Origin of the sequence: Nocardioides sp. (assembly GCF_036274455.1) — a bacterium.
Taxonomy (GTDB): Bacteria; Actinomycetota; Actinomycetes; order Propionibacteriales; family Nocardioidaceae; genus Nocardioides.
Window position 1 is genome coordinate 14,600 of record NZ_DASUFR010000146.1, and the last position, 24,201, is coordinate 38,800.

Genomic DNA, 24,201 nt, shown 5'->3' on the forward strand with positions numbered 1-24,201 from the left:
CCGGACGCGGGTCAGCCGACCGGCACCGGCGCGGCGGCCGGCTCGGGGGCACCGGTCGGCGCTGCCGGCCTGCGGGCACCCGAGCGTTCTGCGCCGATGCCGGCCGCGACCACGAGACCCACGCCGACGACCGCGATCGGGGCTGGGTTCTGGTGCAGCGCGACCAGCCCGATCGTCAGGGCGAAGGCCGGCTCGAGCGCCATCAGCGTGCCGAAGGCCCCAGCCTCGAGCCGTCGCAGGGCGAGCAGCTCGAGGATGAACGGGACCACCGGGAGCAGGACCGCCAGTCCGATGCCGATGAGCAGCAGCTCGGGGGTGAGCCGCCCGAACACCTGCCAGCCGACGGCCGCGGTCGCCACGAGGGCGGCGGTGGGCATGGAGATCGCGAGCCCCGCAATGCCCGAGACGGCGTCCCCGATCCGCTGGGTGAGCAGGATGTAGACGGCCCAGCAGACCGCGGCGGCCAGCGCGAACGCAACACCGGCCACGTCGACGGTGCCCGTCCACGGGTGGGTCAGACACAGCACTCCGGCGGCCGCCGCGAGCGCCCAGAGCCGGCCCACGCCGGGGCTCCGGGCGACGGCCACACCGAGCGGTCCGAGGAACTCGATCGCGCTCGCCGTACCGAGCGGGAGCCGGGCCACGGCCGCCATGAACAGCAGCGTGACGCCCGCCGTGACGACGCCGAGTGCGATCCCCGCCCGGAGGGCGTGACCGCTGAACTGGGAGCGTCGCGGCCGCACGACGGCCAGCAGGATGACGCCCGCCCAGAACAGCCTCAGCCAGGCCGCGCCCGTCGCGCCGATCTGGTCGACCAGCCCGACCGAGACGGCCAGCCCCAGCTGGACACAGAGCATCGACACCATCGCCATCGAGGCGCCGACGCGGGTCGCGGAGCGGGACATGCGACCAAGTCAACGGGCTCTGAACGTTCGTGTCCACGTGACTTTGCTGGACATACCGTTCACATCGACTAAACAATCGTCGGGTGGACCTACGCCGACTCCAGATGCTGCTCGACCTCTCCCGGCTCGGGTCGATGCGCGAGGTCGCGGCGGGGCTGGGCACGACCACCTCGAGCGTGTCCCAGGCCATCGCGGCGCTGGCCAGGGAGGTCGGTACGCCGCTCGTCGAGCCCGACGGCCGCCGGGTCCGCCTCACGCCGGCCGGCCACCGGCTGGCCGAGCACGCCGTCACGATCCTGGCCGGGGTCGACGCCGCCCGGCTCGACCTGGACCCCGGCGCGGAGCCCATCGGCGTCGTGCGGGTGGCCGGCTTCGCCACCGCCATCCGGCTCTCGCTGCTCCCGGCCGTGGCCGAGCTCGCCCCGCTGCATCCCGGCGTCGAGCTGCAGATCGTCGAGCAGGAGCCCCCGGAGGCGCTCGACCTGCTCGCCCGCGACGACGTCGACCTCGCGCTGACCTACGACTACAACCTCGCGCCGGCCTCGTGGCTCAGCGAGCACCACGTCACTCCGCTCTGGGACGTCGAGTGGGGCCTCGGCGTCCCGACCTCGGACCGGCGGGCGCCGTTCGCGTCGTACGCCGACCACGACTGGATCGTGAACTCCCGCCACACCGCCGACGAGGACGTGCTGCGCACCCTGGCGTCGCTCACCGGCTTCACACCACGGGTCACCCACCGGGTCGACGCCCTCGAGCTCGTCGACGACCTCATCGCGGCGAGGCTCGGCGTCGCCCTTCTCCCCCGCGGGCGGACCTCCCGCCGCGGCGTGACGGTCCGGCCACTGAAGGATCCGAGTGTCTGGCTGCGCGGGTACGCCGTCTCCCGCCGCGGACGTGACCGCTGGCCGCCGCTGCGGGTCGTGCTCGAGCAGCTGACCCGCGCCGACGTGGGCGCGCCGGACGGTGGCCTCGCAGGGTAGGCACACTTCTCGCGCACCGCGGGTCGAGCCTGTCGAGACCTCCGCAGCCTGGGCACTCGGGTGAGTCCCAGCCCCGGCTCGCCCGGCTTCGAGGCTCGGCCCTTCGCGGCTCGCTTCGCTTCGCACCTCATGACAGCCGCTGGGGCGGCGCCTCACGGCCGAGCCTCGAAGCCGCGGCAGGGTAGGCACCTGCTGGCGCACTGCGGGTCGAGCCTGTCGAGACCTCCGCAGCCCGGGCACTGGGGTGAGTCCCAGCCCCAGCTCGCCTGACTTCGAGGCTCGGCCCTTCGCGGCTCGCCTCGCTTCGCACCTCAGGACAGGCGCTGGGGCGCCTCGCACCTCAGCCACCGTCGTGGATCCTCACCGGCACGGTGGCTGAGGTGCGAGGCCGGTCACGGCCGAGCCTCGAAGCCTCCGCAGGGTAGGCACCTGCTGGCGCACCGCGGGTCGAGCCTGTCGAGACCCCCGCAGCGAAGGCACCCGGCGGCCCCGGATCGTCCACGTGCCGTCCACAACCAGTGGGCCGGAACCGGTTGTCCACAGTGGGATCCCGGCCGCGAGCGACGGTCGGCTGCGGGTGGTGGAGTGGGGTCATGTCAGCGATCGCGCAGCACCCGCACCGGGTGACCACGGCGATCGCTCACACGCGCTCTGAACTGGCCTCGGTGGCCGAGGCCCCGGTGTGGTCGATGGACCACACCGAGACCACCAACGCGCTCGCCGAGCTGCAGTTCCGCGAAGGGCCAGCCGGCCCGCTCGACCCGGGTGAGCGGCGCCCGACGTCCGAACGGCTCGGCCAGGCGTTCACCGAGTACGTGCTCCGCTACCCGGCCACCAAGCTGCCCAGGGCCGGCGGCTGCCAGGTCGAGGGCTGCGACGAACCACCCGGCCGCACCCACATGCACCACCCCACCCGGTGGGCCGACGGCGGCGGCACCAACCGCGACGGCATCATGATCTGCCCCTGGCACCACCACCGAGCCCACGACACCCGCTACCAGCTGAAGAAGCTCCCCACCGGCAAATACACCTTCCACCGACGAACCTGATCCGGGTGAGCCACCACCCCAAGGCGTGTTCAGGCCTCGAGGTTGACCAGCGCGTCGATCGTCTCCTCGACGTGCGTTCTGAATGCGCGTCCCTTCGGCAGCAGGTCGGGCGTGGCGTGCGCGAGCTGCAGGTGCCCGAGGAATGCCGTGTAGGCAAGTAGACCGTGGTCTCGGGCTCTGCTCCGGGGCAGGCCCACAGCGGTGTAGAGCTGGGTGAGCTGGCCCAGCCGCCGCGTGGTCACGCGGTTGAGCGTGCCAGCAACCAGCGGGTGTGAAGCGCTGGCCTGGAGGGCCAGCTCCACGCTGCCGCCGCCGTTCGCGGTGTTGGCCCGGACCGACATGAACGCGACGCGGAGCAGCCGGCGCAGCCTCTCCAGGGCGTCCCGGGTGTCGTCGAGGGCGGCGATCACCTGCTCGGTGTCGCGTTGCTCCCACCTCTCGAGCGTCGCCTCGAGGAGTGCGTTCCGGTCGGCGAAGTGCCAGTAGAAGCTGCCCTTGGTCGTCCCGAGCTGTTTGGCCAGCGGTTCGACGGCCACCGCTGCCAGCCCACCTCGCGCCAACGCGTCGAGCGCGGCCTCCACCCAGTCCGCTCTGCTCAAGGATTCGCGCTTCACTTCTCGCACGTCCATACGGTACCGTACGGAGACAGCCACCATACGGAGGCGTACGGAAGGAGAAGGATGACCGTGCACATCACGCACCACCAGCGGCCGCACCCGACCCCGGTGCCGACAACGGTGCTGCTCTCCAGAGCGTTGTCGCGCGTCGACTGGGCCGACGCGTTCGCCGTCCATCTCCCGCGTGGCACTCCGGCGCACAACCCACAGGAGTGGGCCGCCGCAATCTTCGACTCCCCGCCCTTCGGGGTCCGTGCCCTGTTCGGGCTGCGCGAGGTCGTGGTCCGACTGGTCGGCATCGAGCCGGGCAGCGGACGGGACTTCGCGACAACCGACTGGAGACCCGACGAGGTCCTCGTCGGCTCGGACCGCAACCACCTCTCCTTTCGCGGCTCGGTGCTCGTCGAGCCGGAGAGGGTCGTGCTCAGCACCGTCGTCCAGCTGCACAACCGACGAGGGCGGACGTACTCCCGCGTCGTCCGAGTCGTCCATCCCTGGGTGGTGCGCGCGATGCTGGCGCGGGCTTCTCGCCGACTGGGGGTCACCTCGTGAAGGCGCCCTTCGAAGGCACCGACTCGCGGTCCTCGTGGTCCTCGCGTGCCTCTTCGGCTGGGCGTCCGCACACACCGGCGTCGACGACCGGCGCCCCAACGCAGGAGGTACACATGTCGACCGACACGCGTCAGCGCACCTATGAGTGGGACGACCCCGCCCCCACGGCGCTTGCGGGCCTGGACCGGGACGGGCTCGACGTCCTGCGAGCCATCGGCACCGGCGAGCTGCCGCTCCCGCCGGCGGTGCGGACCCTCGGCCTCGAGCCGGTCGAGGCCAACCCCGGACGGGTGAGCTTCCGGCTCGACCCCGACGAGTACCACCTGAACCCGTTCGGCATCGTGCACGGCGGCGTGCTGGCGGCGGTCGTGGACACGGCGATGGGCTGCGCCGTGCACTCCCTGCTCCCGCCGGCGGTCGGATACGTGACTGCCGAGCTCAGCATCAGGTTCCTGCGCCCGGCCGTGCTCAGCGGCGGACCGCTCGTCTGCACGGGCGAGGTCGACCACCAGGGCAGGACCACGATGGTCGCGTCGGCCCGCGTCGAGGACGCCGACGGACGACTCATCGCACTCGCGAGCTCCACGTGCCTGGTGCGCCGACCATGACGCGCCCGCACGTCCTCGTCGTCGGGTGCGGCTTCGGCGGCTTCCACGCCGTTCGCCGTCTGGAGAGCCGGCTCTCGCTCGACGAGGCCGACATCACCGTCGTGACGCCGCGGGACCACCTCCTGTACACGCCCCTCCTCCCCGAGGTGGCGGGCGGGCTCCTGGACCCCCGGGCGGTCACGGTCCCGCTGACCGGCCGGCTCCGCTCCCGGCTGGTCCTCGGCAACGTCGACGACCTCGACCTCCCGGGCCGGCGGGCGTGGGTGACCGACCCCGAAGGCAGCCGCAGCGTGCTGGCCTGGGATCGTCTCGTCCTGGCCGCGGGCAGCGTCTCCAGCCCAGTGACGATCCCGGGCCTGACAGAGCACGCAGTGGGGTTCAAGACGACGGCCGAAGCCGCCTTCCTCCGCGACCACGTACTCCAGCAGCTCGAGCTTGCGATGGCGACCGACGACCCGCAGGTGCGGGCCGAGCGAACGACGTTCGTCGTCATCGGTGCGGGCTTCGCGGGCACCGAGCTGGTGGCCTTCCTCCACCGGTTGACTCAGGCGTTCGCGCGCCACCACCGGTCCGACCCCCCGCTGAGGCCGCGCTGGGTCCTCGTGGACGCGACCTCCCGAGTCCTGCCCGAGCTGGGTCGCGACCTCGGCGGCCGGGCTCTGGCGGTGCTCCGGCGCCGGGGCGTGGACGTGAGGCTCCGCACCACCGTGGCCGAGGTGGCACAGGCCGGGGTCAGGACAAGCGACGGTCGCTGGATCCCGAGCCGCACCGTCGTGTGGTGCGGCGGCGTGACGCCGAACCCCCTGGTGCATCGCCTCGGACTCCCCCTCGAGCGCGGGCGCGTCAGGGTGGACGAGCGGCTCGCGGTGGCCGGGGCGCCCGGCGTCTTCGCCCTGGGTGATCTCGCCGCGGTCGCGGACCTCACCCGCCCCGGACACGACACCGCGCAGACCGCGCAGCACGCGATGCGTCAGGGCAGGACGGTCGCCGACGCGGTGCTGGAGTCGCTCGGCCGCGGTACGGCGCGCCCTTACCGCCACCACGACCTCGGCCTGGCCGCCGACCTCGGTGGCTGGCAGGCGGTGGCCCGGCCACTCGGCCTCCCCCTCACCGGACCAGCGGCCCGCGTCGCCGCCCGCGGCTACCACCTCGCCGCCATCCCCGGAAACCGGAGCCGCATCGCTGCGAGCTGGTTGACCGGCGCCGGACGACCACCCCTGCTCGTTCACCTCGACCTGAACCAACGGCCTCACCACTCCCCGCTCATGGGGTCAGCGAGCTAGTGGGCACGAGAATCGTCTCGCGGACGGTGCGGCTCACGAACGCCTTGTCGTCGTCCCCGGACCTGCCGTCCTGGAGGCCGAAGCGGACATAGGTCTCGCCGCAGGTGATGATGCAGAACGCCTCGACCAGGTCGTCGAATGCCACATCGGAGCGGAACCAGCCCTTCTCGGCAACGAACCCGAGACGTGTTCGCCGCTGAGCTCCTCGTCGTCGTGCGCGGCGCTCGTCACGGTCGTCCAGATTCCGGCCGACGGCGCGTTGATCGCGAGCATCGCCTCACCGGTGCGGTCCGCCAGCTCGTCGGGACCGGACACCTGCAGCACGCCCCGGCCGAGGTCGGTGTTGAAGATGTCGGTCTCGCCCTCGACGCCGAAGGACGCGAGCTCTGCCGCCGCGGTGAGTCAGCCGGCCGCGGCCGCGGCCAGGCAGCGGGCGGCGTCCTGGTCGTGTCCCACCGCGGCGTAGGCGTCGGCCGCCTCCGTGCTCAGCCGGTGGTAGCCCTCGGCATCGCCCTCGGCCAGCGCGACCGTCGCCCGTGCCTCCAGCACCGCGGCCTGCCACGAGCTGACTCCCCAGAGCGACACCGATCGTTCCGCGGCCGCGAGGAACCGGTGGGCGTCGGCCAGGTCGCCGACGCGGGCACATGCGGTCGCGGCGGGCACCGCGAGCATCACGGTGCAGAACCAGCACCGGTCCGGCTCGCCCAGCGTGGCCTCGGCCCGGTCGACCATCAGCCGGGCCGCCCTCGGGTCGGGAGCCGAGGTGATCAGGGTCCCGAAGATGCGTTGGAGCAGGTGCATGCCCATCGGCGACCAGCGCGCCAGCAGCAGCGCCTCGTCGAGCAGCTTCCGGGCCTCGTCGGGGCGGCCCTGGGCCAGCCGCACCTCGGCGAGCCTCTGCATGCCGTGGGCCTGGCCTCCGATGGCCTCGAGGTCGGCGTTGAGGGCGATGGCCTCCTCGAGCTCCTCCTCCGCGCGGGCCAGGTCGCCCATCATCATCGCCGCCTCACCGATCAGCGCGGAGGCGAAGGCGACGCCACGCAGCGCACCGGCGGCGCTCGCGCGCTGCCGGAGCTGCTCGGCCTCGGCGATGATCTCGGGATACGGCTCGCGGCCGTAGAGCAGGTTCTCCGCCACGCACAGGTGGGCGTCGAACAGCGCGCCCGCCAGTCGCTCCTGGCCGTGCGTCCGGCGCAGCTCGGTGCGGAACTCGGGGAACCACTCGCCGCGCTGGTGGGCCAACAGGCCGTGCAGCCCGACGAGGTCGACCACCTGCCACGGGTCGTCGATCCCGCGGAGCCGTTGACGGGCCTCGGTCGCGACCTCGCGGGCGGTGTCCATGTCGCCGCTGAAGTAGGCCACCATGCCCTGGCCGAGCAGCAGCGACGCGTCGGCCTCGTCGCCCTCGAGCTCCAGGCCGGCCAGCGCCGAGCGGGCGACCTCCAGGTCTCCCTCGACCGCCGCGGCCCTGGCCAGGCGGGCGCGGACCAGCCGGTGCCGGGTGCCCGTGGTGACCCGAGCCGCCTCGGTGTAGGCCTCCACCGCGCCCGGCTCCCCCAAGGCCATGAGGAGATCGCCGCGCCTCGCCAGGAGACCCGGCAGGTGGTCGGGCCCGGCGTGGTCGCGTACGCCGTCGACGAGGGTCAGCGCGTCTCGGTAGGCGCCCAGCGCGCCGGCGGTCTCCACGGCCCGGACGGCGTAGGGGACCGCGCGCGAGCCGAGCCCCGCGGCGAGGTAGTGGTGGGCGACCTGGCCGGGCGGGCGATCGAGCCGGGCCAGCGCCTCGGCCACGCGCTGGTGGCCACGAGCGAGCTCGTGCGGCGGGACCTCGCGCACCAGTCCGTCCCGGACCAGCGGGTGCCGGAACCGGAAGCCGCTCTCGGCGGGCACGACCACCAGGGCGGCGAGCGCGAGCTCGAGGTGACCGTAGACCTCGTCCTCAGAGCCGTCGCCTATCGCAAGGAGCTCGTCGGTGCTGAAGCCCTGGCCGAGCAGGGCGACCCGCTGGAAGGTCCGCATCGCGTCGGGCGGGAGCATCGCCGAGACCGAACCGGACCCGCTCACCCGAGCGCGCGCCATCTCGATCATCAGGAACGGCAGCCCCCCGGCCGTCTGCGCGATCTCCTCGGCGGCGTCCGGGTCCAGGTCCGGGAACCTGTCCACGAGCAGCCGCTGCGAGGCTCCCGGATCCAGAGGGTCGAGCTCGATGAGCCGTCCGGCACCACGCGACGCCATGCTGGCGGTGACCTCCTCGAGGTGCACCGGCGCCGGCTCGCGATGGGCGAGCACCAGGACGATCCTCTCGTCGACGACGAACCGGGAGAGGTAGTGCAGGAGGCGCAACGACGCCTCGTCGGCGTCGTGGACGTCGTCGACCATCAGCACCAGCCCCGAGCCCGCGGCCGCCACCCGCAGCAGCTCGGCGGCGGCGACGAACAGCTTCTGGTGGCTGTTCTCACCGCTCCATCCGAGCTCCTGTCCGGTCATGGCCTGCTCGATCTCCATCCGGTAGCTGTCACCCAGGCCGTCGAGCAGCGCGGGGTGGCGGCGGGCGAGCGTGCACAGGGCTTCGAGCACCGGCGAGTAGGGCCACGGCCCCTCCACCGACGACGCCGCCCCGCGCGCCACCTTCCAGCCCTTGCGGCGAGCCAGTGAGCCGGCCAGGTCGAGGACCGCCGACTTCCCCACCCCGGTCGGGCCCGCGACCAGCACGGTGATCCCCCGCCCGGTCTCGGCCTCGGCGAGGATGGCGCGGATCTGGTCGCCCACGGTGCGCCGTCCGAAGAGCCGGGCGGCTGCGCCGTCCGAGGAGGCACTGACCGCGGGCGATCCCCTCTCGATGGCGGCGCGCTGCTCCAGCTCCTCGCGCAGCCGGACCGCCTCGGGGCCGGGGGCTGCACCGAGCTCCCGGCGCAGCGCCTGCTCCAGCCGTTCGAGCTGGACCAGGGCACCGCGGACGTCGCGGGTCTCGGCACGCCTCCGGGCCAGGGCCAGGTGAGCGTCCTCGTCGGAGGGGTCCTCGGCGAGGACGTCGTCCCAGCGGCCCACCAGCCGGAGCAGCTGCAGGTGCTGCTCCCGGGCGGTCCGGCGCGGCTCCTCGGCCCACGACGCGTACGGGTCCGCCGGGAGCAACGGCCCGGCGTACCACTCCAGCGCATCCGTGGCCCGCGTCGCGTCACCGCTCCGCAGCGCCAGCTGGGCGGTCCGGGCGAACTCGTGGACGTCCACCACGACGTCGTCGCGACCCGGGAACAGCGCCACGAGCTCGTGGCGCAGGACGACCGCGTCCGCGTCGCCCAGCGCCCGCCGGGCGTAGTGGGCCGCCTTGTGCAGCCGTGGGGCGGCGGCATCCCAGGCCAGTCCCCGCCAGAGGGCGTCGACCACCTGTTCGCGGTGCATCCGCCGGTCGCGGGCGAGCGCGAGGAGCTGCACGAGCTGCGCCGCCTGTCGACGCCCCCACGCGTCCACCTCGACGGGTGCGCCGTCCACGCTCACGCCGAAGCCGCCGAGAAGCCTGACCTGGACGCTCATCACGGCACCTCTGGGCTGCCTGCTGGACCCCCGTGTGGTGCCGGGCAGGCTACCAACGCTCATGTCAGACACGCTCTGGGCGACGGGCCGGCCGGGCATCCAGGTGGTCCAGCTCGTCGCTCATGGCCGAGCTCACCCGGCGCAGCAGCGCCCGGATCTGGTCCCCGTCCCAGTCGTAGCGGGCGACGGACTCCGTGACGTCGTACAACGCCCTCGACAGCCGGTCGCGGGTGGCCTCGTAGCGGGCCAGCGCGACCACCGGCGACCCTCCGCCGAGCCCCTCGAGGACCGCGTCGGACAGCAGCTCGGCGTCGCGGAGTGCGTCGGTGATCCCGTGGGTGGTGATCGGGTCCTTGTAGTAGCCGGCGTCGCCGACGAGAGCCCACCCCGGACCACAGGAACGCCGGACCTGGCCCGGCGCGCCGTGCCAGCCGTGCAGCCGGCCCGCGGATCTTCCGGCCCGGACCGCGCCGGAGAGTGCGGCGGGGACCGCGTCGAGCAGGCTGTGGAAGGCGGCCTCCGCGCCGTCGCGGCGCAACGCTCTCATCCGGGCCGGCGTGGTCGAGACGAACACGCACGTCTGGTCCTCGTCGGTCGGGATCAGCCCCGCCGCTGCCGCCGTGCCGTAGGCCCAGACGTAGCCCGACGACGGCACCCGGTCGACGTAGCGGTAGAGGACCGCGCTGGCCGCCCGGCCCCTGCTGAGGAGCTCGGCGCCGGCCTCGCGGGCGACGAGGGAGCCGAGCCCGTCCGCACCGACGGTGAGAGCGGCACCGATAGCGACCTCGCGCCGGTCAGCGGCCCGGACGCGGACGCCGAGGACCCGGCCGCCGTCGTCGCGGCGCAGGCCCACCACGGGCGTCTCGTGCAGCACGTCTGCCCCGGCGGCCGCAGCCGCCTCGACCAGCACCCGGTCCAGGAGACGTCGTCGTGGCGCGTAGAGCGCGTCGACGCCTCGCGTCGCCCGGAGCGTGACGTGCGCGTCCGCGCCGTCGGCGTAGTGGAAGGCCGTCTGACGGATCGCCGGGGTCCCGGCGGCGACCAGCTCCGGGAGCAGGCCCCACCGGGAGAGCTGCAGGACGCCGGCCCGCATCAGCGCGTGGGTGGAGACGGTGTCCGTGCCGAGGCGCGAGCGCTCCACCACGGCCACCCGCAGGCCGGCCCGGGCCAGCAGCACTGCCGTCGACGCCCCCGCGACCCGGCCACCGACGATGACGGCGTCGTAGTCGTTCATGCCGGCTCCTCCCCGGTCAGGGCGGTGTGTCCGTGCTGGGGCATCGGTACGACGCCGTCGGTCAGGTGGTGCACGACCGCCTGGGCGTCATGACGGGCTCCGCCGATGAAGCCGGAGTCGCGCCGGTGCTGGAACCGCTGCCCGACCACGTAGACACCGGGGGCGTCGGTCACGCCTCGGGTCTGCCGGATGGTCCCGTCGGCGTCGGTGATCGGCAGCTGGACCCAACCGTTGTCCGGGCGGAAGCCGGTGGCCAGCACGACCGTGCGGATCCGCTCCGCGCGCAGGTCGAGCCGCGAGGGGCCCGGGTCGGCGATGACGGCGTTGGGGCGGACGGGTGCGAGGACCTCGCGGGTCAGGCCGGCGCAGTCGACGTAGCGGTCGATCGAGTCGAGCAGCCTGGACATGCTCCGGTCGGCGTCCGCCGCGTCGGCGGCGAGCCGGCCCCCGAACCGCGCCTTCCGGCCCTCCAGGCTCTCGAGCCGGCCGGTCAGCCGGACGCCGATGCGCTGGAGCGCCGCCAGGTCGACCTCGCTCGCGACCTCGTCGGGGCGCGAGCGACCGACCAGCTGCAGGGACGGGTCCCGGCGAGCCGCGACGGGGTCCGGCACCCGGTCGATGGTGCGCGCGAGCCGGCCGGTCGCCTCGAGCCACCAGAAGAGGTCCATCCCCCGGTAGCGGCGGGGCACGCGCGTGTGCCGCCCGACGGCGAGCACGACGTCACGGCCGGCCCGGGCGAGCTCGTCGGCGATCTGCACACCGGACGCCGAGGCGCCCACGACGAGGACGCCGCCCGCGGCGAGCCGGTCCGGGTTGCGGTACCGGTCGCTGGTGACCACCCGCGCGTCGGGATTCCGGATCGCGGCCGGCACGACAGGTACGCCGTGGGGGCCGGTGGCCACCACGACCGACCTCGCTCGCCAGGTGGCGTGGTCGGTGCGCACGTCGTACCCGCCCGTGGATGCCGTGGTCAGAGACATCACGGTCGTTCCGGTCAGGACGGGTGCGTCGAAGGAGGCGGCGTAGCGCTCGAGCAGGTCGACGAACTCACCGGAGGACATGAAGCCGTCAGGGTTGTCCGGCGTGCGCCAGCCCGGGAGCCGGTTGAGCCAGTTGGGGCTGAGCAGGTGGAGCGAGTCCCAGCGCGCGGTGCGCCAGCGGTCTCCCACCCGGCCACGGTCGAGCACGACGTGCTCGCGTCCGGCCTCGGTGAGCAGCCGGCTCACGGCGAGACCGGCGTGGCCGGCTCCGACGACGACGGTGTCGATGGTGTGCAGGGTGGTCATGACGATTCCTTCCGTGTCCGGGCCGGCCCCCGCGGGGTTGGTGGAGGTCGGCCCGGACCTGGGTGACGAGCCGGCGGTCAGCCGGTCGTCACCTCGATGGAGACGGGCGTGGGCTGGGTCAGGGCGTCGTAGACGGCCGACCGGCGGCGCGACTGCTCGACGATCGCGCGCAGCGTCGCGTCGTCCGCATCGCCCTCGACGTGGAAGGTCACCTTGATGCCCTGGTAGCCGTTGCGGACGCTGCCGCCGGAGAGCCCGAGGATCCCGAGGAGGTCGATGTCGCCCTCGACCGTCGAGCTGACCTTGGTGAGCTCGACGCCGCGGGCGGCCGCCACGTTGGCGATCCCCGCGGTCAGGCAGGCCGCGATGCCGTGCAGCAGGTACTCGACCGGGGTCGGCGCCTCGTCCTGTCCGACGAGGACGGCCGGGTGGTCCGACTCGACCTCGGTGACGTGCTTGTGCTCCATCTCCTGCATGGCTCCGTAGAAGCCGGAGTAGCGCGAGCGGCTGTGCGTCCCGCCGAGCCACTCGTTGGTGGCGCGGAACTGGAACTTCGCGATCTCGGGCTGGCCCTTGACCGCGTCGAGAGTCGCGAACAGCGTCGCGACGTCCACACCGTTGGTGCGGGGGTTCTCGGTGGTGATGCTCATTGAGGTTCCTTTCAGTGGTGCCGGAGGTCCCGGCTGGAGTGGTGGTGCTGCGCACCGTTGCTGGCGGCGGCCACGACCGGGTCCCGCCACACGACGGCGGTGCCGTCGAGAACCGTGGTGCCGGCCTGGTTGACGACCCGGGTGGCCAGGGTCGTGACCGGCTTGTCCGAGCGGACCGAGGTGACGAGCGCCTCGGCGGTGATCACGTCACCGGGACGCACCGGGGCCAGGAACCGCCAGGCCACCTCGAGGAAGACGCTGCCCGGTCCGGGCAGCTGCTCGGCGACCAGCGCGTTCATCAGCCCGGAGGTGACCCCGCCCTGGACGACGATCGAGCCGAAGCGGCTGGCCGCAGCGAGCTCGGAGTCGTAGTGGATCGGGTTGCGGTCGCCGGTGATCTCGGTGAAGAGCGCGATGTCGCGCTCCGTCACGGTCCGGGTCCTCCGGGCGGAGGCGCCGAGCTCGGTGCTGTCCATGGCCGGAAGCATCGAGACGGCACCTTCCCCGAACCTTCCCCCCGGCCTCGACGGGCAGCCATGGCGAGGGAAGGCCGCGGAAGGAACGCCGCGCGGGGATGTCTCCAGCCGGCGGAGCTCGCCGCCGAGCACTCGAGCGAGCTCTTGCGCCCTAGCATGCGGCAATGGCGGAGATCGACGTCCGGCTCCTCGACGGCTTCTCCGTCGCGGTGGACGGCGTCGAGCTGGACGAGGCTGTCTGGCACCGCCGGAAGTCCGCCGAGCTCGTGGCGCTCCTCGCGCTGACGCCGGGCGCCCGGCTGCACCGGGAGCGGGTCGTCGACGCGCTGTGGCCCGACGTCCCGACCGACCGCGCGCTCCCCCGGCTGCACAAGGCGGCGCACTACGCGCGCAGGGCGTTGTCGTCCGCGCCGGGTGCGCTCGAGGTCCGCCAGGACGCCCTCGCGCTCGCCGGTGGCCACCGGGTCCGGGTCGACGTGGCCGACTTCGAGGCAGCCGCCCACCGGGCGCTGCAGGCAGACCCTCCGGACGCGGCCGCCTGTGCGGAGCTGGTGAGGGACCGACCGGCAGTCCTCCTTCCGGAGGTCCTCGAGGACTGGGTGGACGAGCATCGCGCCCGGCAGCGTGCGCTGGTGCTCGAGCTGCTCGCAGCCGCGGGGTTGTGGGCGGGGGTGCTGCGGCTCGATCCGGTCAACGAGGCGGCTCACCTGGGGCTGCTGCGGTCGGCCCTGCAGCGTCGGGACCGTGGGGGCGGGCTGCGCGCGTACGCCGCGATGGAGCGGGTCCTTGCCGACGAGCTGCAGGTCGAACCACCGGCCGAGGCGCAGGCGCTGCGAGAGGCCCTGCTCGCGCTCGACGACGACGCGGACGACCTGCCGTCCACCGCGGCCCGGCCGGGGCCGGCGCTGCTCGAGCGCGACGACGAGCTCGCCGTGCTGGACCGGTGTGTCTCGGCGGCGCGTCGTGGCCGGGGCAGCGTCGTCCTCGTCTCCGGCGACGCCGGCGTGGGCAAGTCGGCACTGGTCGCCGGAGTGCTCGCGGCCGTCGCCGGCGACGGCCCCGACGTGGTGACGGCGCTCCTCGGCAGCTGTGACGACCTGGTCGCGCCGCGAAGCCTCGGCCCCTTCCAGGACATGGTGTCCGCGTCCGGCGACGCCGGTGGCGACCTGCAGGAGCTGATGACGACAGCCGAGCTGCCGCAGGTGCTTCCTGCACTCCTGGGCTTCCTCGGGCGCCGTCCGACGATCGCGGTGATCGAGGACCTGCACTGGGCGGACGACGCCACCCTCGACGCGATGCGCTACCTGGCCCGTCGGGTGACGACGGTTCCCGTGGTGCTGCTGACGACGTTCCGCTCGAACGGGCTGGCTCCGGACCACCCGCTGACCCAGCTCCTCGGGCAGCTGCTCGGCGACCACGTGGTCCGGCTGCCCCTGACGCCACTGTCCGTATCCGCGGTGCGCGAGCTCAGCGGCTACCCCGAGGCCGAGGCCGCCGAGATGCACCGCATCACCGGCGGCAACGCCTTCTTCGTGACCGAGGCCGTCGCCGCCGGCGCGGGCACTGTCCCCACCACCGTGCGGGACGCGGTGCTCGGCCGGATCGCGGCGCTGGACCCGGCGGTGCGGGCGCTGCTACGCCGGTTGAGCGTGGTGCCCGGCCGCTGCGAGCGCTGGCTCGCGGACGCGCTCGCGAGCGGCCCCGACGCCATGGTCGAGGCGGAGCGGTCCGGTGAGCTGGTCGGGGATCCCGACTGGGTCTCCTTCCGCCACGAGCTCGCCCGCCGGGCGGTCGAGTCCTCGCTCACCGGCACCGAGCGGGTGGCGGCACACCGCGAGGTCCTGGACGTCCTCTGGGCGGAGCCGGACGTGTCGAAGGCGCGCCTGGTGCACCACGCCGCCCTGGGCCGGCGCTACCCCGAGCTGGTCGAGATCGGACCGGACGCAGCCGCCGAGGCCGCGCGGCAGGGGGCGCACCGCCAGTGCGCGGAGATCCTCAAGCTCGTGCTCGACTCCCAGCTCGTGCCCGACGACGTCGCCGCACGGCTCTGGCTGCAGCGCAGCTACTCGTCCTACCTGGTGAACCGGTTCGACGCGGCCTTCTCCGGAGCGGAGGAGGCCGTACGGCTCGCCGACCGTACCGGCGACCGGACGGTGCTGATGGACGCGCTGCCCGTGCTGGCGCGAGCTTCGATGTTCGCGCGCGGGCCGGAGGCGGCGCGGGACGCCGCGCAGCGCGCGGTGGACCTGTCGCGGCGGGAGGGGGACGTGCCCCGCCTGGGCGACGCGCTCACCGAGCTGGCCAGGGCCAACAGCAACCTGCCGTCGGTGTCCGTCGTCGCCCAGCCGTCGGCGGAGTCGGAGACCGCGGCGCTCGAGGCGCTGGCGATCGCGACCGACCTCGACCGGACCGACCTGGCGGCCCGCTCGATGTGCTACCTGGGCGAGGCGCGGGTGGCCCGTGGCGACCTGTCAGGTCTGGAGGACCTCGATCGCGCGGTGGAGCTCGCGGCCGTCGACCCCCGCCTCGAAACGCAGGTGCGCTGCCTGGTCAACGCCGCCGGCTCGGCGTTCCGGATCGGACGGTTGGGCGACGTCGAGGCACTGGTCGCGCGAGGACTGACGCTGGCCGACGAGTGCGAGTTCTTCTCCGGCCAGTACCGCCTGCGCCTCACCCGGGCGGCGGCGCGGGCGTCGGGAGGACTCTGGGACTCGGCCGTGGACGAGCTCGCGCAGATGCTGGCCACCCCGGGAGAACCCGGCGTCATGGCCCCGCTCGCCCGCAGCATCCTGGCCAGGCTGCTCGCCCGTCGCGCGGACCCGCGGGCCGGTGAGGTGCTGGCCGAGGCGTGGTCCGACCCGCGTCGGACGCAGAGCGCGTACGTGGCCGGTGTGCTGGAGGTCGCGGGGGCCGAGCTCGGCTGGCTGGACGGCACCCTGGCGGACGCTCGCCCCGCGACCGTCCGGGCCCTGCGGCGGGCGGCGGAGGCCGGGTTCGCGGTGGTCGCGGCCGAGCTCACGGCATACCTCCGCCGCGCGGGGGTCCCGGTCGGCGCTCCTGCCGACCCGCCGGGGCCGTGGGCGCCCACGCTCGGCGGACCGGTCACCGAGGCGGTCGCCGCGTGGCAACGGCTCGGCGAGCGCTACGAGTGTGCCGTCGTGCAGGCGACGTCCGGCGACCCCGGGCTGGTCGACGAGGGCGTCGCGACCCTGGCCGGGCTCGGCGCCGTCGCGACGGTCCCCGCCGTCGGGTGAGCGAGCCGCGGGTCAGCTGACGATCGCGGTCAGGTAGTAGCAACCGACCGCCGGCGTCCCTCCATAGCCCTCCGGGAGGTACGGCGCCGGGCCGGCGACCTCCAGCGGCGTCCACACACCTTCGGCGTGCAGGCGGTCGACCACGGCCTGGCAGTCCCGGGCGGGCCACAGGTCCTCGCGCTGGGTGACGACGACGATGCCCTGCGGCCGGGCCACCCTGGCGAACTGCCGCCACACCGCCTCGACGTCCGGGAGGTAGGTCATCACCCCCACGCAGACGACGGCGTCGACGCTGTCGTCGGCCAGAGCGAGTGGCTGCTGCAGGTCAGCGACCTCGAGCGCGTCGTAGGCCCCGCTCTCGCGGGCGACCTCGAGCGACGCCTGCGAGATGTCCAGCCCGTGGATCCGGCCGGTGAACCCGCGCTCGCGAAGTGCCCGGCCGACCAGCCCGGTGCCGCACCCGACGTCGAGGACGGAGTCCGCCGCGGGGTGCCGGGTGAGCACGGTCGCCACGACCCGGGCCGGAGCCTGGTAGGACCACGCGGCCAGGTCGTCGTCGTAGCTCTGCGCCCACGCGTCGTAGCGGTCGGCGACCGCTCCGGGGTCGCTCGGGTCCTGCTGCAGCCAGTCGCCGATCGACTCGGCGTCGGGATCCATCGGCGCAGCGTCTCACACCCGGCCGGCGCGCATGTCCATCAGCCGGCCGAGCACCCGGGCCCCGTCGGCGCGCAGGCCGTCGTGCTCGAACTCGTTGGTGACCCAGGCCCGCACATTGCCGACGAGGCGGGCGGTCTCGAGCTGCAGCCCGGCGTCGACGTACATGTCGTCGTGGTAGACCGCGGCGAGCACCGGCACCTCGTTGGCGGCCAGCACGTCGAGGTCGTAGATCGGCCCCCAGTCGTCGTAGGCCGCCAGCAGCTCGGCCGCCCCACGGAACGGCCGGAGCGCCCGGACCTCCTCGAACATCCAGGGGTAGAACATCTCGCCGGTGAACAGCAGCGGGTCGCGGTGCTCCTCGAACTCCGGGTGCTGCTGCATGGCGCGCTCGGCGGCCCAGGCACTGGCACCCGAGCCGGGCTGGCCGTAGAGGAACTCCTGGAGCGGGAACAGCGGCCCCTCGATGTGCCCGGTGAGCGCCTGCACCCCGTGGAGGAAGACGTCCGCCAGCTCGTGGCCGTGGAACGCCTCGTCGAGCAGCCAGTGCACCCGCTCGAAGCCGTAGCTCATCCCGAACTCGCTGCCGAGCCGCCTCAGCCTCCGCGTCGTCAGCCGGTCGCCGTCGGGCAGCTCGACCACGTGCGCGTCGAGGTGGTTGGCGATCCGGCGCACCACCTGCGCGTCACCGGGGTGGCGCGCGTAGAACTCGGCGTTCTTGGCCGCCACCCTCGGGTAGGTCCGCGCGTAGACGTCGTCGGCGGTGGCGGTCAGGCCGGGCAGGCCACCGGTGACGTAGCAGGCCTCGAGCCCCTCCGGCGCCAGCGACAGGTAGGTCATCGTGACCCACCCGCCGTAGCTCTGGCCCAGCGTCTCCCAGGGCCGACCGCCGGCCACCCGCTCGCGCAGCACCTCGCAGTCCCGCACGATGCTGTCGGCGCGCATCTGCCGGAGGTACGCCGCGATCTCGGCGTCCGACCAGCCGGCAACCGTGCGCCGGGTCAGCGGCGTGCTCCGGCCGGTGCCGCGCTGGTCGAGCAGCAGCACCCGGTGGGTCTGGGTCGCCTGCCGGAGCCAGCCGTCGCCGACGCCGTCGCCGGGCCGCGGCGACTTCCCGCCCGGCCCGCCCTGGAGGAACACCAGCCACGGGAGCTCGGGGCGTTCGGGTCGGTCGGGTCCGGCGGCGACCACCTCCCGGGCGAAGACCTCGATCGTGCGCCCGTCGTCGGGTGCGGAGTGGTCGAGGGGCACCTCGACGACGTGGTCGGTGAGCACGAAGCCGGGGATCCGCGTGGTCGGCACGGATCGATTCTTGCGCAGCGAAGAATCGGGCAGCAGTGTCGGATCCGGGCCGGCCCGTTCGTGGAGGTGGTGAACGGGCACCTACCGGGCGCCGTCACGACCACAGGGAGACAGCCGCCATGTCGCACCCTCAGCCGCAGGTCCGCCGGATGTTCGAGCTCATCGAGCCGATGGCGACGGCCACGTTCTCCGGGATCTGCAACGACGAGTTCCTCGCCCTCGGCTGCCGCAACTACTGGGACGGCTACTTCGCCGGCCGGGCGGCGCCCCTGGGCCAGGCCCCGGCCGAGGTCGTGGACGCGGTCTTCTACAACTTCGCCCCGGGTGAGGTGGCACGCCACATCCCTTACGTCTGGTCGCTGATGACGCCGGAGAAGGCGCTCGCGGTCCGGGAGCAGGGCAGCGCCCGGGCGGTGCGGCACGGCCTGGGCGAGCTCGCCGACTCCCTCCTTGTCGAGCGTGCCGCCGAGCTCGCGCTCCGGGCCGGCACCAGCGCACCGACCGAGGGCCGGGTGCTCTACGCCGGGCTCCGGGCGGTGCCGGTGCCCGAGGAGCCGGTGGCCAGGTTGTGGCACGCGACGACCCTGCTCCGTGAGCACCGCGGGGACGGCCACAACGTGGCGTTGGCCGCGCACGGGATCGGGCGCACCGAGGCGCACGTCCTCCTCGCGCTCTCCCTCGACATGCCGGCCGAGGAGTTCGGCCGGGTCTCGCACCTGCCCAGGGCGCAGCTCGCCGCGGTCGTGGACGGCCTGCGTGAGCGTGGGCTGGTGACCGCCGAGGGCGGGTTCACCGACGCGGGCCGCGAGCGGAAGCGGAGCATCGAGGCGCTCACCGACGAGCTCGCGGCGCCGGCGTACGACGCGTTGAGCCCGGCCGAGCTCGACGAGCTGGTCGCCGCGCTCGAGCCGCTGTCCGCGGCGGTCGCTGCCGCGGATCTCTAGCCCCGGTGCGCCGTCAGGCGACCGCGACGACGCCCAGCTCGGCCACCGAGGTGAGCAGGTCGTTCTTGGGGATCACCCGCACCGTGTAGCCGAACGGTCCACCGCGGTCGAGCTCGACGTCGCCGTCGAACCGGAACCGGCCGCCGTCGTAGGACTCGGCCATCGCGAGGTCCTTGACCGTGATGTCGGTGAGCACGTCGTTGCTGTCGATCTTGCCGTGCAGCACCTGGACGTGGACGTCGTCCGGCTCGAGGTCGCCCAGCGAGACGAACGCCCGCACGCTCAGGACCGCGCCGACCTCGGCGGCGTCGCCGACCCCGGAGGACTCGACGTGCTCGACGCGGACCGACGGCCAGCCGGCCCGGACCCGCTTCTTCCAGGCCGCCAGCCGCGCCGCGCCGGCGTAGTCGGCGTTGAGCAGCCGGGTGTTGGCAGCGGCGGGCGCGTAGAGGTCGCGCACGTAGTCGCGGACCATCCGGGTCGCCAGCACCTTCGGCCCGAGCGACTTCAGCGTGTGTCGGACCATCTCCAGCCAGCGGGTCGGTACGCCGTCGTGGTCGTGGTCGTAGAAGCGCGGGGCCACGTCGTTCTCGATCAAGTCGTAGAGCGCGGCGGCCTCGAGGTCGTCACGCTGGTCGACGTCGTCGACCCCGTCGGCGGTCGGGATGGCCCAGCCGTTGTCGCCGTCGTACCACTCGTCCCACCAGCCGTCGAGCACCGAGAGGTTGAGGCCGCCGTTGAGCGCCGCCTTCATCCCGGAGGTGCCGCACGCCTCGTAGGGGCGCAGCGGGTTGTTGAGCCAGACGTCACAGCCCGGGTAGAGCGGCTGCGCCATCGCGATGTCGTAGTTGGGCAGGAAGACGATCCGGTGCCGGATCTCCGGGTCGTCGGAGAGCTTGACGATGTCCTGGATCAGCTTCTTGCCGCCGTCGTCGGCCGGGTGCGCCTTGCCGGCGATGACGATCTGGATCGGCCGCTCGGGGTGCAGCAGCAGGCTCTTGAGCCGCTCCGGGTCGCGCATCATCAGCGTGAGCCGCTTGTAGGAGGCGGCGCGCCGGGCGAAGCCGATCGTCAGCACGTCGGGGCTGAGCGCGTTGTCGATCCAGGCGAGCTCGGCCTTGGCGGCGCCGCGCGCCTGCCACGACTTCGTGAGCCGGCGGCGTGCGTCGAGGACGAGCCGCTCGCGCAGCTGCCGCTTCGCCGCCCAGACGTCGATGGCAGGGACCTTGTCGACGGCGGCCCAGAAGGCGTCGACGTCATCGGTGTGCGTGTCGGCGCCCTGCGCGGCCGCGAGGTCGAACAGCTCCCGGGCCACCCACGTCGGGGCGTGCACACCGTTGGTGATCGAGCCGATCGGGACCTCGGCCTCGTCGAAGGCCGGCCAGAGCCCGTTGAACATCTCCCGGCTGACGTGACCGTGCAGCTTCGAGACGCCGTTGGCCCGCTGGGCCAGCCGGAACCCCATCACCGCCATGTTGAACACCGTCGGGTCCCCACCGTCGTAGTCCTCGGTGCCGAGTGCGAGCAGCTTCTCCAGCGGTACGCCGGGCGTGGCGCCCTTGTCGCCGAAGTACTGCTCCACCAGAGTCCGCGGGAACCGGTCGATGCCCGCGGGCACCGGCGGGTGGGTGGTGAAGACGGTCGAGGCGCGGCCCATCTCGAGCGCGGTGTCCCAGTCCACCTGCGGACCGCCGTCCTCGACGGTGAGCTCGCGGATCCGCTCGATGCCGAGGAAGCCCGCGTGGCCCTCGTTGGTGTGGAACACCTCCGGCATCGGGTGCCCGGTCAGCCGGCAGTAGACGCGCAGCGCCCGGACGCCGCCCACGCCGAGCAGCAGCTCCTGGCGCAGCCGGTGCTCGCTGTTGCCGCCGTAGAGGCGGTCGGTCACGTCGACGTAGTGCTGCGGGTTGCCCTCGACGTCGGTGTCCAACATCAGCAGCGGCACCCGGCCGACCTGGACCACCCAGATCCGGGCGACCAGCGGCGGTCCGTCGGGCAGGTCGATCGCGATCGTGGCCCGGCTGCCGTCCGGCTCGCGCAGCAGCGAGATCGGGAGCCCGTCGGGGTCGAGGACGGGGTAGCTCTCCTGCTGCCAGCCCTCGCGCGAGAGCGACTGCTTGAAGTAGCCGTGCCGGTAGAGCAGCCCGACACCGACGATCGGCACCCCGAGGTCGCTGGCCGCCTTGAGGTGGTCTCCGGCCAGGATGCCGAGGCCGCCGGAGTATTGCGGCAGCACCGCGGTGATGCCGAACTCGGGCGAGAAGTAGCCGATCGCGTGCGGTCCGTCCTGGACCCGGCGCTGGTACCACCGGTCCTCGGAGAGGTAGCCCGAGAGGTCGCGCTCCACGGCGCCGAGCCGCTCGCAGAACCCCTCGTCCGCGGCCAGCTCCTCGAGCCGGGCCTTGGTCACCTCGCCGAGCATCTTGACCGGGTCACGCCCGGTGGACTCCCACAGGTCGGGGTCGACCGAGGCGAAGACGTCCTGGGTCGGCGGGTGCCACGACCACCTCAGGTTGTTGGCCAGGTCACCGAGCGCCGAGATCGGCTCCGGGAGCACGGGGCGGACGGTGAAACGTCGGATCGCACGCACCCGCCCGACGCTAGCGTGAGTTGTTTGATCGTTCCAAGCCCTCACCCACGCGAACTCATCACGCTCTCGTCACGCTCTCGCCACGCCCAGGTCACGCCCGTCTCATCCCGGGTGGTCCAGTCCGTCAGGGACGGCATAACGCAACGGATGCGATCTCGTTGGACGTCTGGAGCGGGTGGGTGCGACATGGGGACGCACCCGCCCGCCTCTCGTGTCGTCTACCCCCGCGAGCTTCGCCCCCCACATGGGTACTGCGCGGCGCGTAGCGGCCTTGCGCCGCCACCCCGCGCCCTCGCTAGGTTGGAGAAATGGTCGGACGCATCCCCGTCATGGACGTCATGCCCGTGGTCGACCTGGGTCGACAGCCGGCCAAGGCGACCGTCGGCGAACCGTTCCCGGTGCGCGCGACCGTCTTCCGCGAGGGCCACGACCGGCTCGCCGCAGAGGTGGTGCTGACCGCGCCGGACGGCAGCCGGCGGCCACCGGTGCGCATGGTCAAGCACGAGTCCGTCCCCGACCGGTACGACGCGTGGGTGACCCCTGACGCCCCCGGCGCCTGGACCTTCGAGATCCAGGCCTGGTCGGACCCGATCGCCACGTGGGAGCACAACGCCGGGCTCAAGATCCCGGCCGGCGTCGACGTCGACCTGATGTTCGAGGAGGGCAAGCTGCTCTGCGAGAAGGTGCTCGCCGAGGTCGACCCGGCCAGCCGCGAGGGCAGGCTGCTGCAGGGGGCGATCGACGCGGCCGGTGACCCGGGCCGGCCCCCCGCCGCGCGGCTCGCGGTGCTCCAGGACCCGGAGCTCGTGGCCGCGATGGAGGCACACCCGATCCGCGAGCTGCTCACGGTCGAGGGCCCCTACCCGGCGTACGCCGACCGCAAGCGAGCGCTGTTCGGCAGCTGGTATGAGTTCTTCCCGCGCTCGGAGGGGGCGAGCATCGGCCCCGACGGCAAGGTCGTCAGCGGCAGCTTCAAGACCGCCGCGAAGCGGCTCGACGCGGTCGCCGCGATGGGCTTCGACGTGATCTACCTGCCGCCGATCCACCCCATCGGCGAGGTCAACCGCAAGGGGCCCAACAACACCCTCGACCCCGGGCCGGACGACCCGGGCTCACCGTGGGCGATCGGCTCCAGGCACGGCGGCCACGACGCCGTGCACCCCGACCTCGGGACCATCGAGGACTTCGACGACTTCGTGGCGCGGGCCCGCGACCTCGGCCTCGAGGTGGCCCTCGACCTCGCACTCCAGGCGGCTCCCGACCACCCGTGGGTGACCAGCCACCCGCAGTTCTTCACCACCCGGCTCGACGGCACGATCGCCTACGCCGAGAACCCGCCGAAGAAGTACCAGGACATCTACCCGATGAACTTCGACAACGACCCGGTCGGCATCTGCCGCGAGGTGCTCCGCGTCGTCAAGCACTGGATGAACCACGGGGTCCGGATCTTCCGGGTGGACAACCCGCACACCAAGCCGGTCGCGTTCTGGGAGTGGCTCCTCAAGGAGGTCCGCCGCACCGACCCCGACGTCGTCTTCCTGTCCGAGGCGTTCACCCGGCCCCCGATGATGCACGGCCTCGGCGCCGTCGGCTTCCACCAGAGCTACACCTACTTCACCTGGCGCAACGCCAAGTGGGAGCTCGAGGAGTACCTCCACGAGGTGTCCCACGAGTCCGACCACGTGATGCGGCCGAACTTCTTCGTGAACACCCCCGACATCCTCCACGCCTACCTCCAGTACGGCGGCCCGGCGGCGTTCAAGGTCCGCGCGGCCGTCGCCGCCACGGGTTCGCCGAGCTGGGGCGTCTACGCGGGCTATGAGCTGTTCGAGCACGTCGCGGTCCGGCCGGGCAGCGAGGAGTACCTCGACAGCGAGAAGTACCAGATCCGGATCCGTGACTGGGACGCCGCCGCGGCCGAGGGACGCACCCTGGCGCCGTACCTCACGCGGCTCAACGAGATTCGCCGCGACCACCCGGCCCTGCAGCTCCTGCGCAACACCGTCATCCACCACAGCGACGACGAGAACGTGCTGGTCTTCTCCAAGAGCGCGACCCTCGAGCACGGGCGGACCGACACCGTCATCACCGTGGTCAACCTCGACCCCCACGCGACCCGCGAGACGACGGTCCACCTCGACCTGCCGGCCCTCGGGCGCAGCTGGGGCGACTCGTTCGCGGTCCACGACGAGATCACCGGGGAGGACTGGAGCTGGAGCCAGCACAACTACGTCCGGCTCGACCCCGGCTACGAGCCCGCGCACATCCTGAGCGTGAGGAGCTGAC

19 protein-coding genes are annotated in these 24,201 nt (G+C 73.2%); 8 read left to right on the forward strand and 11 right to left on the reverse strand.

Annotation, left to right across the window (positions count from 1 at the left end; all coding sequences use genetic code 11):
- Positions 1-11: 11 nt before the first annotated feature.
- Entirely contained in the window at positions 12-905 is an 894-nt protein-coding gene (locus tag VFV89_RS14200; protein ID WP_329706602.1) for an EamA family transporter, read from the reverse strand.
- A gap of 83 nt (positions 906-988) precedes the next feature.
- Here VFV89_RS14200 and VFV89_RS14205 point away from each other — a divergent pair, with 83 nt between their 5' ends.
- Together VFV89_RS14205 and VFV89_RS14210 are read left to right on the forward strand one after the other, a co-directional pair.
- On the forward strand, positions 989-1,885 hold the full coding sequence (locus VFV89_RS14205) for a LysR family transcriptional regulator (RefSeq protein WP_329706603.1): 897 nt from the start codon (positions 989-991) through the stop codon (positions 1,883-1,885).
- Between the two features lie 593 nt (positions 1,886-2,478).
- Positions 2,479-2,934: an HNH endonuclease signature motif containing protein gene (locus VFV89_RS14210; protein ID WP_329706604.1), complete on the forward strand. Its 456-nt coding sequence runs from the start codon at positions 2,479-2,481 to the stop codon at positions 2,932-2,934.
- Positions 2,935-2,963: 29 nt separating this feature from the next.
- Here the strand turns inward: VFV89_RS14210 and VFV89_RS14215 are convergent, their stop codons facing one another.
- Positions 2,964-3,557 carry a TetR/AcrR family transcriptional regulator gene (locus tag VFV89_RS14215; RefSeq protein WP_329706605.1) on the reverse strand — a complete coding sequence of 198 codons (594 nt, stop codon included), beginning with the start codon at positions 3,555-3,557 and terminating at the stop codon, positions 2,964-2,966.
- A 57-nt stretch (positions 3,558-3,614) separates the two neighbouring features.
- Between VFV89_RS14215 and VFV89_RS14220 the strand changes: the two genes are divergently transcribed.
- The 3 genes from VFV89_RS14220 (at position 3,615) to VFV89_RS14230 (ending at position 5,994) form a co-directional block, all read left to right on the forward strand.
- A complete protein-coding gene (locus VFV89_RS14220; RefSeq protein WP_329706606.1) occupies positions 3,615-4,103 on the forward strand; it encodes a DUF2867 domain-containing protein in 489 nt (162 codons plus the stop codon).
- Between the two features lie 113 nt (positions 4,104-4,216).
- The gene (locus tag VFV89_RS14225; protein WP_329706607.1) at positions 4,217-4,711 is read left to right on the forward strand and encodes a PaaI family thioesterase; all 495 of its coding nucleotides are present in this window, start codon (positions 4,217-4,219) and stop codon (positions 4,709-4,711) included.
- Positions 4,708-5,994: an NAD(P)/FAD-dependent oxidoreductase gene (locus VFV89_RS14230; protein WP_329706608.1), complete on the forward strand. Its 1,287-nt coding sequence runs from the start codon at positions 4,708-4,710 to the stop codon at positions 5,992-5,994. Before VFV89_RS14225 ends, VFV89_RS14230 begins: the two co-directional genes overlap by 4 nt.
- Here VFV89_RS14230 and VFV89_RS14235 read toward each other — a convergent pair.
- The 6 genes from VFV89_RS14235 to VFV89_RS14260 all read right to left on the reverse strand — a co-directional run bounded on the left by VFV89_RS14235 (position 5,975) and on the right by VFV89_RS14260 (position 13,171).
- Positions 5,975-6,139: a hypothetical protein gene (locus VFV89_RS14235; protein ID WP_329706609.1), complete on the reverse strand. Its 165-nt coding sequence runs from the start codon at positions 6,137-6,139 to the stop codon at positions 5,975-5,977. The two genes, VFV89_RS14230 and VFV89_RS14235, sit on opposite strands and share 20 nt — an antisense overlap.
- Before the next feature lie 257 nt (positions 6,140-6,396).
- The gene (locus VFV89_RS14240; RefSeq protein ID WP_329706610.1) at positions 6,397-9,525 is read right to left on the reverse strand and encodes an ATP-binding protein; all 3,129 of its coding nucleotides are present in this window, start codon (positions 9,523-9,525) and stop codon (positions 6,397-6,399) included.
- Between the two features lie 64 nt (positions 9,526-9,589).
- A complete protein-coding gene (locus VFV89_RS14245; protein WP_329706611.1) occupies positions 9,590-10,759 on the reverse strand; it encodes an NAD(P)/FAD-dependent oxidoreductase in 1,170 nt (389 codons plus the stop codon).
- On the reverse strand, positions 10,756-12,045 hold the full coding sequence (locus VFV89_RS14250) for an NAD(P)-binding domain-containing protein (protein WP_329706612.1): 1,290 nt from the start codon (positions 12,043-12,045) through the stop codon (positions 10,756-10,758). The genes VFV89_RS14245 and VFV89_RS14250 overlap by 4 nt, the downstream gene beginning before the upstream one ends.
- A 77-nt stretch (positions 12,046-12,122) precedes the next feature.
- The gene (locus VFV89_RS14255) at positions 12,123-12,695 is read right to left on the reverse strand and encodes an OsmC family protein (protein ID WP_329706613.1); all 573 of its coding nucleotides are present in this window, start codon (positions 12,693-12,695) and stop codon (positions 12,123-12,125) included.
- 11 nt (positions 12,696-12,706) lie between these two features.
- A complete protein-coding gene (locus VFV89_RS14260) occupies positions 12,707-13,171 on the reverse strand; it encodes a MaoC family dehydratase (protein WP_329706614.1) in 465 nt (154 codons plus the stop codon).
- Positions 13,172-13,335: 164 nt separating this feature from the next.
- Here VFV89_RS14260 and VFV89_RS14265 point away from each other — a divergent pair, with 164 nt between their 5' ends.
- Complete coding sequence (locus VFV89_RS14265) at positions 13,336-16,425, forward strand: ATP-binding protein (protein ID WP_329706615.1); 3,090 nt, start codon at positions 13,336-13,338, stop codon at positions 16,423-16,425.
- 12 nt (positions 16,426-16,437) lie between these two features.
- Here VFV89_RS14265 and VFV89_RS14270 read toward each other — a convergent pair whose 3' ends face one another.
- Positions 16,438-17,082 carry a class I SAM-dependent methyltransferase gene (locus VFV89_RS14270; RefSeq protein ID WP_329706616.1) on the reverse strand — a complete coding sequence of 215 codons (645 nt, stop codon included), beginning with the start codon at positions 17,080-17,082 and terminating at the stop codon, positions 16,438-16,440.
- A gap of 12 nt (positions 17,083-17,094) precedes the next feature.
- Positions 17,095-18,381 carry an alpha/beta fold hydrolase gene (locus VFV89_RS14275; RefSeq protein ID WP_329706617.1) on the reverse strand — a complete coding sequence of 429 codons (1,287 nt, stop codon included), beginning with the start codon at positions 18,379-18,381 and terminating at the stop codon, positions 17,095-17,097.
- 119 nt (positions 18,382-18,500) lie between these two features.
- Between VFV89_RS14275 and VFV89_RS14280 the strand changes: the two genes are divergently transcribed.
- Positions 18,501-19,325 (forward strand): MarR family winged helix-turn-helix transcriptional regulator, encoded by an 825-nt coding sequence (locus VFV89_RS14280; RefSeq protein WP_329706618.1) that lies wholly within the window; start codon positions 18,501-18,503, stop codon positions 19,323-19,325.
- 13 nt (positions 19,326-19,338) lie between these two features.
- On the opposite strand, the gene glgP is transcribed toward VFV89_RS14280, so the two are convergent.
- Positions 19,339-21,915, reverse strand: a complete 2,577-nt coding sequence (gene glgP / locus VFV89_RS14285; RefSeq protein WP_329706619.1) for an alpha-glucan family phosphorylase — start codon at positions 21,913-21,915, stop codon at positions 19,339-19,341.
- 308 nt (positions 21,916-22,223) lie between these two features.
- Here glgP and VFV89_RS14290 point away from each other — a divergent pair, with 308 nt between their 5' ends.
- Positions 22,224-24,200 carry an alpha-1,4-glucan--maltose-1-phosphate maltosyltransferase gene (locus tag VFV89_RS14290; protein ID WP_329706620.1) on the forward strand — a complete coding sequence of 659 codons (1,977 nt, stop codon included), beginning with the start codon at positions 22,224-22,226 and terminating at the stop codon, positions 24,198-24,200.
- Position 24,201: the final 1 nt, after the last annotated feature.